This is a genomic window from Solitalea canadensis DSM 3403 (genome assembly GCF_000242635.2).
In the GTDB taxonomy this organism is placed as follows: Bacteria; Bacteroidota; Bacteroidia; order Sphingobacteriales; family Sphingobacteriaceae; genus Solitalea; species Solitalea canadensis.
Genome location: NC_017770.1, coordinates 5,080,321 through 5,092,369 on the forward strand (window position 1 = coordinate 5,080,321; position 12,049 = coordinate 5,092,369).

Here is a 12,049-nt window from a genome sequence, read left to right on the forward strand (position 1 = left end):
CAGGTTAGATTTATAATGGGAACAAATGTTTCTCAGCGTGATACGAAGAACGAACCAATGGTCCACTTTCAACATATCTGAATCCTTTAGCCAACCCAACTTCTTTGTATCGCGCAAATTGGTCAGGGTGGATAAATTCAATAATTGCGTGGTGATTTTTTGTTGGTTGTAGATATTGTCCGACAGTTAAAATATGAACACCAGCTTCCAGTAAATCATCCATTGCCTCAAAAACCTCATCTTCGGTTTCTCCAAAGCCCAGCATAATACCAGATTTTGTACGTAAGCCGGCTTGGTTGATACGTTTAAGACATTCTAAGCTACGATCATATTTAGCCTGAATTCTGATTTCTTTGGTTAAACGACGAATAGTTTCAATATTATGAGAAACTACCTCTGGTTTTTCAGCTAAAACACGTTCTAAGTTATCCCATTGGCCTTTAAAGTCGGGTAAAAGGGTTTCCATAGATGTTTGCGGACTTTTTTCTCGAATAGCACGAATAGTTTCTGCCCAAATGGTAGAACCACCATCTTTCAAGTCGTCACGATCCACTGAAGTGATAACGCAATGCTTTACCTGCATTAACGCTACTGAACTAGCCACACGTTCAGGCTCTTCAAGATCTACTGCCAAAGGGCGTCCTGTGGCTACTGAACAAAAAGAACAAGAGCGAGTACATATATTTCCCAGGATCATAAAGGTTGCAGTTCCTGCTCCCCAGCATTCGCCCATGTTGGGACAATTACCGCTTTCACAAATAGTGTGGAGTTTGTGACCATCTACCAGTGAGCGAACATGTGCATATTCTTTACCGGTTGGCAATTTTACGCGCAACCAGTCTGGTTTTTTTATTTTGGGTTCGGCTTTAACTACCGGTAATTCAATCATATTAATCTCAATATCTTATATGGTAAAACCCTAAATCCGCTAAATTGTTGGGTGGAATTTCAAAATGCAAATATCCTGATTAATGTACGATTTTAAAAGCACAATTACAGTTTGATTACGGAAGTATAAATTTGTGACGTTCAGTTAACATGCATGTTCGATAATAAACACTTAAAATCTATATTTGGGCTCAATAATAAAAGTATGGCAACAGTTAAAACAATTTATAAAGGCGATTTACGTACTGAAGCGACGCATTTACAGTCGGGCACTAAAATTATAACAGACGCACCTACTGATAATAATGGTAAGGGTGAAGCCTTTTCTCCAACTGATTTAGTTGCAGCAGCTTTAGGAAGTTGTGCAATGACAATTATGGGAATAGTGGCGAACAGAGAAAATATTGACCTTACGGGAACAGATTTTTCTGTTGTTAAAGTAATGGGAGCTGAGCCCAGGAGAATTTCTGAAATTCAGGTAGAGTTTAATTTTCCTGAGTTAGCAATCGATGATCGTCAGCGGAAATTACTGGAAAATGCAGCATTAACCTGTCCGGTAGCTAAAAGTTTAAAAGAGGAGTTGGTGCAGTCACTTAGATTTAACTGGTAGTCTTCCTAAGTCACTAAAGTGGTGAGCCTTTTAAGGTCGGATTTAAACGACATTAGAAATAACGAAGAGCTTAAAATAAAAAGAGGAGACCTAGGTCTCCTCTTTTTATTTTACATAAATGTCAATTATTATCTTAAATCATCTGTTCTACGGTGTCTTCTACACTAATTTCACCATGAGAAGATTCATAGATACATTCACCCTCCTTAATTAATAATAACTGAGGTGATTCATGATGAACCTGGAACATTTCTGCTATCATCGCTGAAATTGGTCGGTATGTTAACAGATCGAGATAATAAACGGATGTATTTTCCGGGAGCTCCAGCCAATCGCTTTCAAACCGTTTTTTAGCAAACAGGCTGATAGAACAACGTGTACTGTGCTTGAAAATAATACTGAAACCCTGATGTTTTTTAATCTCGTGAAGCTGTTCTTCAGCTGTTAACGCAATCCAATTCATTAATAATACCTTTGTTTTTTAGGCTTTTTTGTTGTCGAATAAGCCGGGCATTTTTCACCACTGCGGCAAGATTCTAATACAGTACCTGCAATAAACGCGCAAAGTAGTATAACAGCAATACGTTTCATTATGTTTGGAGTTTAGTTTTATTAATATACCGTAATAATTACGAAAAATAAAATTTGTTTGAACATCAAAGTGTAAAAATGTCTCGTTTAGTCTTTAAAACGGTCTTTTTTCTTTCCTTTAGATTTTACAGGCTTTGCTGTTATTCCCGAAGCATACGCTGGACATTGATATCTTCCACATGCCTCAAAAAGTATTCCAGATAGCATGCAGGTAAGTACTAACAAAACGGCTGACTTTTTCATAACCGTTTATACGCAAAACCTAAACTATTGGTTATTATTTTTTCAACTTTTTAGCAAGATCGGCCATTTTGATAGCAGTAACTGCTGCTTCATCACCTTTATTTCCATGTCGGCCGCCTGCGCGTTCAATAGCCTGCTGCATGTTATCAGTTGTTAAAACACCGAAAATCACAGGTCTGTTGTATTTTAAAGCCACATCCGTAATGCCAATTGAAACAGCATTGCAGATAAAGTCAAAGTGACGGGTTTCACCCTGAACAACGCAGCCTAAACAAATAACCGCGTCAAACGTTTCTGATTCTAATAACAGCTGTGCTCCTGTGCTTAATTCAAAAGTGCCTGGAACTGTGTGAGTAATAATTTGCTCATCGGCAGCACCATAATTCTTTAATGTAGAAATGGCACCATCTAATAAAGCTCCAGTAACTTTATGGTTCCATTCAGAAACAACAATTCCAAATTTATATCCCTGAGCAGAAGGTACTTCTGATTCAGAAAAGTCTGATAAATTTTTATATGCAGTAGCCATATGTTGATTTAAAGGTTAGCAGGAAATAAAAACGGCGAACAGCCAAAGTACTGTTCACCGCTTAAATATTTTTGTTCAGTTAGAACTTTAGCCGATTATAACTTTGCTTCAGCACGAGCGATGTATTCATCAATTGAACGTGCTTGTTGCGATTCAGCGTATTCAGTTTTGATCGTTTTGTAAGCTTCAACAGCTTTGTCATTTTTCTTCAACTCCTCGTAGATCATACCTAATTTCATTAAGTAGATTGGTGAAAAGCTTTGCAGTTTTTTATCAGCTGCTTTTTTGTAATAATCAGCTGCTTTATCGTAATTCTTTAATTCGCTGTATGCATCACCAATTGCACCTAGAGCGGTTGCACTGGTAACCTCATCTTTAGAACTATAACTTTCTAAGTTGTCAATTGCTTTTTGGAATTCACCTTTCTTAAGGTAAATGATACCTGAATAATAATAAGCCAAATTAGCAGCCTTTGTACCACTGTATTCGTCAATAATTTTTACAAATCCAGGGAAGTTACCATCTCCGTTAAGAGCCTTATCTAATGAATCAGCTTCAAAATATTGTTCAGCCTTAAACATTTGATCCTGTGCTTCTTTATCCTGGTTTTTATGGTAAAGGTTCCAACCTATGAATAAACCACCCATAATCACAATTGCTCCCAGAATGATTAGAAGGCTTTTTTTGTTTTCGGTAACAAACATTTCTGTTTTTCCGAACTGCCCTTGTAAATCTAAACCACCGATTTCCTGATGATTATTCTCTTGATTTTTTGCCATTTGTACTATATTGAGTGCGCAAAAATACACTTTTAATCTTTTTACGCAAGTCTGATTATTATTTGATGTTGCTTACCTTTGTTCAATGTATCTGCAAAAGCTTACCCTGTTAAATTTTAAAAACTACGAAGAGGCCGAATTGGACTTTATTCCAACGGTAAATTGCTTTGTTGGTAATAATGGTGCAGGTAAAACAAATCTGTTGGATGCTATCCATTACCTGTCTCTTTGCAAAAGTTATTTTAATCCGGTTGATAGTCAGCAAATACGCTATGAACAGGATTTTTTTATGTTGCAGGGCGTTTTTGAGAAAAATGAACAGAGTGAGGTTATTTTCTGCGGATTAAAGAAAAATCAGAAAAAACAATTCAAGCGTAATAAAAAGGACTATTCACGATTGGCAGATCATATCGGACAGTTCCCGTTAGTAATGATCTCTCCGTATGATATTAGCCTGGTTATTGAAGGTAGTGAAGAGCGTCGGAAATTTATTGATAATGTAATTTCTCAGACAGATAACCGTTACCTCGACACGCTTATATTATATAATAAGAACCTGACGAATAGAAATAGCTTGCTTCGACAGTTTGCAGAAAGTGGAAATTTTGATCCTGACCTTCTATCTGTTTATGATGATCAATTAATTGCAACAGGTTCTGAAATTTATCAAAAACGAAAATCATTCCTCGAAGAATTTACTGAAGTATTTAATACACATTATAAGTATCTTAGTAACGAAGCAGAAAATGTGACCCTGCAATATGTTTCGCAGTTAAATGAAGATGCTTATGCAGAAGGCTTGAAAAAAAGCTTCAGAAAGGATACCGTTTTACAACGCACGAATTTTGGTATTCATAAAGATGAGCTTGAATTTAGTATACATGGCTACTCCTTGAAAAAATTTGGATCTCAGGGTCAGCAAAAATCATTTCTCATTGCATTAAAACTGGCACAGTATAGTTATCTCTATAAGTTAAAAGGATTTAAGCCCTTATTATTATTAGATGATATTTTTGACAAGCTGGATGACATGCGGGTTAAAAAAATGATGGAAATGGTTGTTCAGGATAATTTCGGCCAGTTATTTATTACCGATACCAGTAAAGACCGGGTAGAAAAGGTGTTTGATGAAATAGGAATGGATATTAAAGTGTTCGAAGTAAGCAAAGGAGCAGTTGAAGGCGGACATATTAAAGACGAAGCTTTTGTAAACCGATCAGAATAGGATCGTTTAACTACTGAATCAACTTATTTATTAATGTAATCAATCCCGTTAATTATCGGGCCTAATCGGTGTAATCACCAAAATATATGTTTAAAAAATCCAACGAACAAACAATGAAAGAAGCAATAGACCTGCTTCTTGAAACATACCGAATAAAGGATAAATATAATGAAGTGAATATTGTTCAGTCATGGGCCGATATAATGGGGCCAATGGTTGCCAACAGAACTTCTGAAATATTTATCCGCAATAAAAAACTATTTGTTCGATTAGATTCCGCGGCACTTCGCCATGAGCTTACCCGTGCAAAAGAGAAGATTGTTGAGGTGGTAAATGATAAGGCTGGAACCAAAGTGATTGAGGAAGTGGTGTTTTTATAGTTTTAAGACAGTATAAATAACGTTAAGTTTCTAATAAGTAAGTATGAACCTTTTTGATCCGTCTCAGATCGTTGTCCTCGAAAATGAAAAAGTCCTTTTACGGCCATTAGAAGAAACCGATTTTGAACATTTGTTAGAATTTTCTTTAAATGAACCTGAAATCTGGAGATATTCTTTGTTACAGGCTGGTGGTGAAGAGAATTTGAAAAAATATATTCAGATTGCTTTAGCCGCAAAGAAACTAGGTAGAGAATTTCCATTTATCGTATTTGATAAACAGCAAAACAGGTATGCAGGAAGTACTCGTTTTTATGATATACAATTATCTTATCAAACATTGCAGTTGGGTTATACATGGTATGGTAAAGATTTTCAAGGTACAGGTTTAAATAAGCAATGTAAGTTTCTATTGTTGGAGTTTGCTTTTGAGAAGTTGGGCATGGAAAGGGTAGAGTTTAGAGCAGATAATAATAATGCTAGAAGTATTGCTGCAATGAAAAGTATTGGGTGTACCGTGGAAGGTGTGCTTCGTAGTCATATGCCCGACTCGTTTGGTGGAAGACGGGATAGTATTGTTCTCAGTATTCTAAAAAAGGAATGGGAGAATGGTGTTAGAGATAAGCTAAAAAGTAAACTCAGTTGAAAGTTTAGATCACAAGAAAATAAGATGAAAATACTTCACAATCCAAAATGCAGCACCAGCCGAACTGCTTTGAAATTATTAGAAGAAAAGGGCGCTAAGCTGGAAATTATAAAATATATCGACGATAAGCTTTCTGTTGATGAACTTAAGGACATTATAAAACTTATCGGCATAAATCCCATAGAACTAGTGAGAACAAAAGAGCCAATCTGGAAAGAACAATTTGCAGGTAAATCTTTGAGCGATGACGAAATAGTTAATGCAATGATTGAGTTTCCACAGTTGATGGAACGTCCGATAGTGATTGAAGGAAATCGAGCCGTTATCGGAAGGCCTGTTGAAAAAGTGATTGAGTTGTTGAAATAGCTGGTAGCCATCAACCATTAGCTGTTAGTAATTAGCTATTAGATTTACAGCTGTTAGCTTAATAAAAAAAGGAAAAGCATGAACTCAATTCATGCTTTTCCTTTTATAGGCCAATAGCTAATAGCTAAAATTAGAAACTGAGTTATTGAAGTAGCTGGTAGCTATCAGCCATTAGCTGTTAGTAATTAGCTATTAGATTTTCAGCTGCTAGCTTAATAAAAAAAGGAAAAGCATGAACTCAATTCATGCTTTTCCTTTTATAGGCCAATAGCTAACAGCTAAAGGCTTATAGCTAAATTAGAAACGCTCAAAGTTATTGAAGAAGAAGTTTCCTTCGATAGCAGCGTTTTCATCTGAATCAGAACCGTGGATAGCGTTAGCGTCAATAGATTTAGCAAAATCAGCACGGATAGTTCCAGCATCAGCTTTACTTGGATCAGTTGCTCCGATAAATTTACGGAAATCTTCGATCGCGTTGTCTTTTTCTAAAATCGCAGCATAGATAGGTCCTTGCGACATAAAGCTAACTAAGTCTTTATAGAACGGACGCTCACTGTGAACAGCATAGAATTGACCAGCAGTTTCAGTAGTAAGTTTTGTGTATTTTAATGCAACAACTTTGTAGCCCGCTTTAATGATACGGTCTAAAATCGCGCCTGCATGGCCATTCGCCACCGCATCAGGCTTAATCATTGTGAAAGTTCTGTTAGTAACCATTTCTTTTTTAAAATTTGCCGCAAAGATAGAGTTTTATCTGTTAATTTAGCCCCTTGCCTTTAACTGGTTTTTAACACATTAACGCTTACATAAATTAAATGAAACAACTCAAATTTCTGATAGCATTATTAGTTATCGCAGGAGTAACTTTGATGGCTTTTGATAATGGCTTTCAGCAAACCAAACGTGGCCTGTTTTATAAAATTCTTAAAACAACAGCCACCAATAAAATAAAAATCAAACAAGGTGATTATGTGAAATTTCACATGATCTATAAAACCGATAAAGACTCAATCCTTCAAAGTACTTATAAGCTTAAACAACCTGCTGAGGTTATTGTAAGAATTGATACAATGGCAGATAAGAGTCAGGTTATGGAGGCTTTAACATTATTGGCCAAAGGTGATAGTGCCACATTTAGAATTGGTAGTGATTTGTTATTTAAAGGTGCGCCTGCATCTGTTCAACGTCCGCCATTTCTGGCATCAAAAAGATTTTTATGTTATACGATTAAGGTTATCGACGTAAAAACACCTCAGCAAATGGAAGCTGAAGCAAAAGCAGCAGCAGCTAAGCGCAAAGCAGAGGAAGACAAATCAATTAGTGATTATGCAAAAGTCAATAATCTGCAATTGTCGACTACACCATCAGGGTTGCGTTACCAAATAACTTCAAAAGGAAACGGAGTGAATGCAAAAGCAGGTGACACCATTAATGTACACTATACAGGTAAACTATTAAGCGGTAAAAAATTCGATTCATCTTACGATCGCAACCAGCCTATCGAATTTATGTTAGGCAAAAACATGGTGATTGCCGGTTGGGATGAAGGTTTACAATTGTTGAAAAAAGGAGAAAAAGCAGTTTTTGTAATTCCATCAGGATTAGCATACGGAGAACGTGCAATGGGAGCGGATATTCCAGCTAACAGCATCCTAGTGTTTGATGTTGAATTAGTAGATATTAAGCCGGTGAAGTAATTATATTAGTCCATAGTCCATGGTCCATAGTCTATAGAATCTTCGAGTCGGATTAAACTTACTATGGTCTATGGACTATTGACTATGGTCCATTACCCGCTCGATATGTCTATGAACTATGGACCAAACTACGTATCTTCGCCCTCTTTAACCAAATTACATGCAGTCAATTACGGCCTTAAAGCCACTTTTAGAAACAGCAAAAAATATAGTCATAACAACTCATCCAAAACCTGATGGTGATGCGATGGGTTCATCATTAGGGCTTTATCATTATTTGTTACTAAAAGGGCATAACGTACATGTAATTACTCCTACTGATTATCCATTCTTTTTACATTGGTTACCTGGAAATGGAGAGGTTATCGTATATCCTGATCAACCCCAACAATCAGAAAAGTTAATTGCTGATGCAGATATTATTTTCTGCCTTGATTTTAATGGTCTGAAAAGGATAAACGGACTTGGCGATGTTGTTGGGGCTGCTCCTGGAATAAAAGTAATGATCGATCATCACCTCGAGCCAGAGGGGTTTGATGATTATCGCTTATGGAATGCCGCGGCATGTGCTACCGCAGAGTTGGTTTATGACTTTATGGTGCAAATGGGTGATAAAGCGTTGTTAAATAAAAGTATCGCCAGTTGTTTGTATTGTGGAATCATGACTGATTCAGGATCGTTCCGCTTTAACTCTGTAACCGCACATTTGCATAGAGTTGTTGCCGACCTTATTGAGGTGGGTGCAGATAATGCACGTATTCATGAATTGGTTTACGATACCTATTCTGAAAGTCGGACACGTTTCTTAGGATACTGTCTGAAAGATAAATTGCAAGTTTTTGAAGAATACAGAACAGCGCTGATAGCATTAACACAGCAAGATCTTGATGAATATAATGTTGGTTCAGGTGATACAGAAGGTATTGTTAATTACGCACTTTCAATCAATAATATTAAATTCGCGGCCATAATTATTGACCGGGCCGAAATAGTTAAATTATCATTACGCTCTAAAGGAGAATTTCCGGCAAATGAAGTTGCAAAAAAATACTTTGAAGGAGGAGGGCATCACAATGCCGCAGGGGGACAATCGCAATTATCATTGGAAGAAACCGTACAGAAGTTTATTTCAGTACTACCGGAATATAAAGAGTTATTAAACGTTTAAACCACAAGCATTAATAGAAAATTATTCAATGAAAGCAAAATTTGCAGTTTTAGCAGTAGCCCTTGCCGGTGTGCTGTTCGCTTGTAACAAAGATGGTTACAAGAAAAGTGAGAACGGTCTGTTATATAAAATCTATACCGAAAATAAAGGCGAAAAAATCAAAGAAGGCGACTTTATTCGTGTAAATATTATCTACAAAACTGACAGTGATTCAGTATTGATGGATACTTACAAAATGAAAAGACCTTATGATTTGATCGTTCAAAAACCTCTTTTCAAAGGAGATATGATGGATGCCTTTAAAATGTTAACTAAAGGCGACAGTGCTTCATTTAAAGTTATTGCTGACTCAGTTTTCAATCCTAAAATGGGTATGTCAATGCCTCCATTTATTAAATCGGGTAGCTATTTAACGTTCATTGTAAAAGTAGAAGACGTTAAAACTAAATCGTCAATGGAAGCAGAAGCCAATAAAGCAATGGATAAATTCCAAACTGATAGCAAAATTGCATTCCAAAAAACAGCTTCTGGCTTACGTTATTTCATCTCTACTCCAGCTGCAGCCGGAACTCAAGTGAAATTAGGTGATACTGTTAAAGTTCACTATACCGGTAAATTGTTAGACGGAACCAAATTCGATTCATCATTAGACCGTGGTCAGCCATTTGAATTACCAGTTCAAAAAGGTATGGTGATTGATGGTTGGGTAGAAGCATTACAATTATTGAAAAAAGGCGAATCTGCAACTTTCATTATTCCTGCAAAATTAGCTTACGGTGAAATGGGTAATGGTCCTATTCCTCCAAACAGCCCATTAGTATTTGAATTACAAGTGTTGGATGTTAAATCAGCTAAGAAATAGTTGATCTGAACATACAGACAAATAAAATAAAGAACTGCGGATGAACAATCATTCGCAGTTTTTGTTTAAACAGCATTTGAGAAAATAAACTTGTGAGTCGATCACGGAACAAAATTTTAAAATGTTATTAACCGATACACATACACACCAATATTATTCACCAGAAGATCCGGCAGAAAGAGAAAAAGCGATTCAGCGTGCTTTTGACAATGGGGTAAAACGTATGTTTTTGCCAAATGTAGATTCTGGAACTATTCAGCATGTATTTGATCTGGCCACGAAATATCCCGAAAACTGTTTTCCAATGATGGGTCTTCACCCATGTTCTGTTAAGGATAATTATGAAAAAGAGTTAACTGTTATAAAGCAGGCTATTGATGCAAATAAAATCTACGCGATCGGTGAAATCGGAATAGACCTTTATTGGGATAAAACGCATCTGGAAGAGCAAAAGAAAGCATTCAAAACTCAGATTGGTTGGGCTAAAGAGCTTAACCTGCCAATCGTTATCCATTGCCGCGATGCTTACAACGAAATCATTGAAGTATTAGAAGAAGAAAAGGATGAAAAACTTCGTGGTATTTTCCATTGTTTTGGAGGTTCAGTTGAACAAGCTCAAAAAGTAATTAATCTAAACTTTTACTTGGGCATTGGAGGAGTTGTTACCTATAAAAACTCAGGATTAGATAAAACTGTGGCGGCAATTAATCCTGAACATATTGTTTTGGAAACGGATGCGCCTTATTTAACTCCTGTACCTTATAGAGGTAAGCCTAATGAGACAAGCTATTTAGTGCATATTGCTCAAAAAGTAGCCGACCTTTATCAGATGGATATTGTAAAATTGGCAAAAATCACTACAGAAAACTCGGTAAAAATATTTGGAGTTTAATTCAGATTGGTTTTCTTTGCAAATCAATCAAAAATTAACGAATCTAAACCTTAATGACCAATATTCTGATTATCTATACCGGCGGTACGATTGGTATGGTAAATGATCCTAAAACAGGAGCATTAAAACCATTCAACTTTTCGCACATTACCGGTAATGTACCCGAACTAAAACGACTTAATTATAATTTCGCCGTTCACTCTTTCAACCCGACGCTGGATTCATCTAATATGACACCGGAAATCTGGGTAGAATTGGCAGTGATCATTGAAGATAATTATAATAAGTACGATGGTTTTGTGATATTACACGGATCAGATACGATGGCTTATTCGGCCTCGGCATTAAGTTTTGCGTTGGAAAACTTAGCCAAACCGGTGGTTTTTACCGGTTCTCAACTGCCAATTGGGGAGATCAGGACAGATGCAAAAGAGAATCTGCTGACCGCTCTTGAAATTGCTGCAGCTAAAAAAGATGATGGTTCTGCAATGGTTCCTGAAGTATGTATCTATTTTGATTTCATGCTTTACAGAGGAAACAGAGCCACTAAATTTGATTCAGAAAAGTTCCAGGCGTTTACTTCGACCAACTATCATCCTTTGGCAGAAGCCGGAATTAGGTTAAAATATAACGAAAAGTATATTCTACCTCAGCCAGAGAAACCGCTTAAAGTTTATAAATACTTTGACACATCAGTAGGATCATTAAAGTTGTTTCCTGGAATGGATGCTCGCTTTGTAAGTGGCGTATTAAGCACTCCGGGTTTGCGCGCAGTAGTAATGGAGGCGTTCGGTTCCGGAAATGCAAGTACAGATCCACGATTTCTGGCCGTATTGAAAGAAGCCATAAACAGGGGAATTTTGATCCTCGATATTTCTCAATGTATGGGTGGAACCGTAGAATTAGGACATTATGAAACCAGTAATGAATTGTCGTCAATGGGAATTTTAAGTGGTTATGACATGACTTACGAAGCTGCTATCACAAAACTAATGTTTGTAATGGCACAGAATCTTCCTGCTGAAGAACTAAAACTGATGTTATCGACCTCTATAAGGGGAGAATTGACCAAGCTGAATGGACAGTCTTAGGTTTATTGTGATCAATTCTGCCAGTTATGCTGATTCATTAAAATATAGAACTATTTGAGTGGTTTTTTGTGCTAGACGAATAGTA

General features: G+C 36.6%; 17 protein-coding genes. 10 read left to right on the forward strand and 7 right to left on the reverse strand.

Annotation, left to right across the window (positions count from 1 at the left end):
• Positions 1-10: 10 nt before the first annotated feature.
• Entirely contained in the window at positions 11-889 is an 879-nt protein-coding gene (lipA, locus tag SOLCA_RS21445) for a lipoyl synthase (protein WP_014682587.1), read from the reverse strand.
• Positions 890-1,093: 204 nt separating this feature from the next.
• On the opposite strand from lipA, the gene SOLCA_RS21450 reads away from it, so the two are divergent.
• Positions 1,094-1,498: an OsmC family protein gene (locus SOLCA_RS21450; protein ID WP_042481875.1), complete on the forward strand. Its 405-nt coding sequence runs from the start codon at positions 1,094-1,096 to the stop codon at positions 1,496-1,498.
• A 133-nt stretch (positions 1,499-1,631) separates the two neighbouring features.
• On the opposite strand, the gene ytxJ is transcribed toward SOLCA_RS21450, so the two are convergent.
• From ytxJ to SOLCA_RS21465, 5 genes are all read right to left on the reverse strand, one after another.
• Positions 1,632-1,961: a bacillithiol system redox-active protein YtxJ gene (ytxJ, locus tag SOLCA_RS21455; protein WP_014682589.1), complete on the reverse strand. Its 330-nt coding sequence runs from the start codon at positions 1,959-1,961 to the stop codon at positions 1,632-1,634.
• The gene (locus SOLCA_RS23820) at positions 1,961-2,089 is read right to left on the reverse strand and encodes a hypothetical protein (RefSeq protein WP_014682590.1); all 129 of its coding nucleotides are present in this window, start codon (positions 2,087-2,089) and stop codon (positions 1,961-1,963) included. The genes ytxJ and SOLCA_RS23820 overlap by 1 nt, the downstream gene beginning before the upstream one ends.
• Before the next feature lie 87 nt (positions 2,090-2,176).
• Positions 2,177-2,332 carry a hypothetical protein gene (locus tag SOLCA_RS23310; RefSeq protein WP_014682591.1) on the reverse strand — a complete coding sequence of 52 codons (156 nt, stop codon included), beginning with the start codon at positions 2,330-2,332 and terminating at the stop codon, positions 2,177-2,179.
• 34 nt (positions 2,333-2,366) lie between these two features.
• On the reverse strand, positions 2,367-2,861 hold the full coding sequence (ribH, locus tag SOLCA_RS21460) for a 6,7-dimethyl-8-ribityllumazine synthase (RefSeq protein WP_014682592.1): 495 nt from the start codon (positions 2,859-2,861) through the stop codon (positions 2,367-2,369).
• 95 nt (positions 2,862-2,956) lie between these two features.
• Positions 2,957-3,640, reverse strand: coding sequence for a tetratricopeptide repeat protein (locus SOLCA_RS21465; protein WP_014682593.1), 684 nt, complete (start codon positions 3,638-3,640; stop codon positions 2,957-2,959).
• 85 nt (positions 3,641-3,725) lie between these two features.
• Here SOLCA_RS21465 and recF point away from each other — a divergent pair, with 85 nt between their 5' ends.
• From recF to arsC, 4 genes are all read left to right on the forward strand, one after another.
• The gene (gene recF, locus SOLCA_RS21470) at positions 3,726-4,865 is read left to right on the forward strand and encodes a DNA replication/repair protein RecF (protein ID WP_014682594.1); all 1,140 of its coding nucleotides are present in this window, start codon (positions 3,726-3,728) and stop codon (positions 4,863-4,865) included.
• An 86-nt stretch (positions 4,866-4,951) separates the two neighbouring features.
• Complete coding sequence (locus SOLCA_RS21475; protein WP_014682595.1) at positions 4,952-5,245, forward strand: DUF721 domain-containing protein; 294 nt, start codon at positions 4,952-4,954, stop codon at positions 5,243-5,245.
• Between the two features lie 43 nt (positions 5,246-5,288).
• The gene (locus tag SOLCA_RS21480) at positions 5,289-5,888 is read left to right on the forward strand and encodes a GNAT family N-acetyltransferase (RefSeq protein WP_014682596.1); all 600 of its coding nucleotides are present in this window, start codon (positions 5,289-5,291) and stop codon (positions 5,886-5,888) included.
• 24 nt (positions 5,889-5,912) lie between these two features.
• A complete protein-coding gene (gene arsC, locus SOLCA_RS21485; RefSeq protein WP_014682597.1) occupies positions 5,913-6,254 on the forward strand; it encodes an arsenate reductase (glutaredoxin) in 342 nt (113 codons plus the stop codon).
• Positions 6,255-6,551: 297 nt separating this feature from the next.
• Here arsC and SOLCA_RS21490 read toward each other — a convergent pair whose 3' ends face one another.
• Positions 6,552-6,971 carry a nucleoside-diphosphate kinase gene (locus tag SOLCA_RS21490; protein ID WP_014682598.1) on the reverse strand — a complete coding sequence of 140 codons (420 nt, stop codon included), beginning with the start codon at positions 6,969-6,971 and terminating at the stop codon, positions 6,552-6,554.
• 98 nt (positions 6,972-7,069) lie between these two features.
• Between SOLCA_RS21490 and SOLCA_RS21495 the strand changes: the two genes are divergently transcribed.
• The 5 genes from SOLCA_RS21495 (at position 7,070) to SOLCA_RS21515 (ending at position 11,964) form a co-directional block, all read left to right on the forward strand.
• Positions 7,070-7,951: an FKBP-type peptidyl-prolyl cis-trans isomerase gene (locus tag SOLCA_RS21495; protein ID WP_014682599.1), complete on the forward strand. Its 882-nt coding sequence runs from the start codon at positions 7,070-7,072 to the stop codon at positions 7,949-7,951.
• A gap of 160 nt (positions 7,952-8,111) precedes the next feature.
• Complete coding sequence (locus tag SOLCA_RS21500; RefSeq protein WP_014682600.1) at positions 8,112-9,119, forward strand: DHH family phosphoesterase; 1,008 nt, start codon at positions 8,112-8,114, stop codon at positions 9,117-9,119.
• Positions 9,120-9,147: 28 nt separating this feature from the next.
• Positions 9,148-9,981, forward strand: a complete 834-nt coding sequence (locus tag SOLCA_RS21505) for an FKBP-type peptidyl-prolyl cis-trans isomerase (RefSeq protein ID WP_014682601.1) — start codon at positions 9,148-9,150, stop codon at positions 9,979-9,981.
• 121 nt (positions 9,982-10,102) lie between these two features.
• The gene (locus tag SOLCA_RS21510) at positions 10,103-10,873 is read left to right on the forward strand and encodes a TatD family hydrolase (protein WP_014682602.1); all 771 of its coding nucleotides are present in this window, start codon (positions 10,103-10,105) and stop codon (positions 10,871-10,873) included.
• A 53-nt stretch (positions 10,874-10,926) separates the two neighbouring features.
• Complete coding sequence (locus SOLCA_RS21515) at positions 10,927-11,964, forward strand: asparaginase (RefSeq protein ID WP_014682603.1); 1,038 nt, start codon at positions 10,927-10,929, stop codon at positions 11,962-11,964.
• Positions 11,965-12,049: the final 85 nt, after the last annotated feature.

Excerpts from the sequence above, each read along its gene's own strand:
- lipA (WP_014682587.1), bottom strand. The coding sequence starts at position 889 with ATGATTGAATTACCGGTAGTTAAAGCCGAACCCAAAATAAAAAAACCA.
- SOLCA_RS21450 (WP_042481875.1), top strand. The coding sequence starts at position 1,094 with ATGGCAACAGTTAAAACAATTTATAAAGGCGATTTACGTACTGAAGCG.
- ytxJ (WP_014682589.1), bottom strand. The coding sequence starts at position 1,961 with ATGAATTGGATTGCGTTAACAGCTGAAGAACAGCTTCACGAGATTAAA.
- SOLCA_RS23820 (WP_014682590.1), bottom strand. The coding sequence starts at position 2,089 with ATGAAACGTATTGCTGTTATACTACTTTGCGCGTTTATTGCAGGTACT.
- SOLCA_RS23310 (WP_014682591.1), bottom strand. The coding sequence starts at position 2,332 with ATGAAAAAGTCAGCCGTTTTGTTAGTACTTACCTGCATGCTATCTGGA.
- ribH (WP_014682592.1), bottom strand. The coding sequence starts at position 2,861 with ATGGCTACTGCATATAAAAATTTATCAGACTTTTCTGAATCAGAAGTA.
- SOLCA_RS21465 (WP_014682593.1), bottom strand. The coding sequence starts at position 3,640 with ATGGCAAAAAATCAAGAGAATAATCATCAGGAAATCGGTGGTTTAGAT.
- recF (WP_014682594.1), top strand. The coding sequence starts at position 3,726 with ATGTATCTGCAAAAGCTTACCCTGTTAAATTTTAAAAACTACGAAGAG.
- SOLCA_RS21475 (WP_014682595.1), top strand. The coding sequence starts at position 4,952 with ATGTTTAAAAAATCCAACGAACAAACAATGAAAGAAGCAATAGACCTG.
- SOLCA_RS21480 (WP_014682596.1), top strand. The coding sequence starts at position 5,289 with ATGAACCTTTTTGATCCGTCTCAGATCGTTGTCCTCGAAAATGAAAAA.
- arsC (WP_014682597.1), top strand. The coding sequence starts at position 5,913 with ATGAAAATACTTCACAATCCAAAATGCAGCACCAGCCGAACTGCTTTG.
- SOLCA_RS21490 (WP_014682598.1), bottom strand. The coding sequence starts at position 6,971 with ATGGTTACTAACAGAACTTTCACAATGATTAAGCCTGATGCGGTGGCG.
- SOLCA_RS21495 (WP_014682599.1), top strand. The coding sequence starts at position 7,070 with ATGAAACAACTCAAATTTCTGATAGCATTATTAGTTATCGCAGGAGTA.
- SOLCA_RS21500 (WP_014682600.1), top strand. The coding sequence starts at position 8,112 with ATGCAGTCAATTACGGCCTTAAAGCCACTTTTAGAAACAGCAAAAAAT.
- SOLCA_RS21505 (WP_014682601.1), top strand. The coding sequence starts at position 9,148 with ATGAAAGCAAAATTTGCAGTTTTAGCAGTAGCCCTTGCCGGTGTGCTG.
- SOLCA_RS21510 (WP_014682602.1), top strand. The coding sequence starts at position 10,103 with ATGTTATTAACCGATACACATACACACCAATATTATTCACCAGAAGAT.
- SOLCA_RS21515 (WP_014682603.1), top strand. The coding sequence starts at position 10,927 with ATGACCAATATTCTGATTATCTATACCGGCGGTACGATTGGTATGGTA.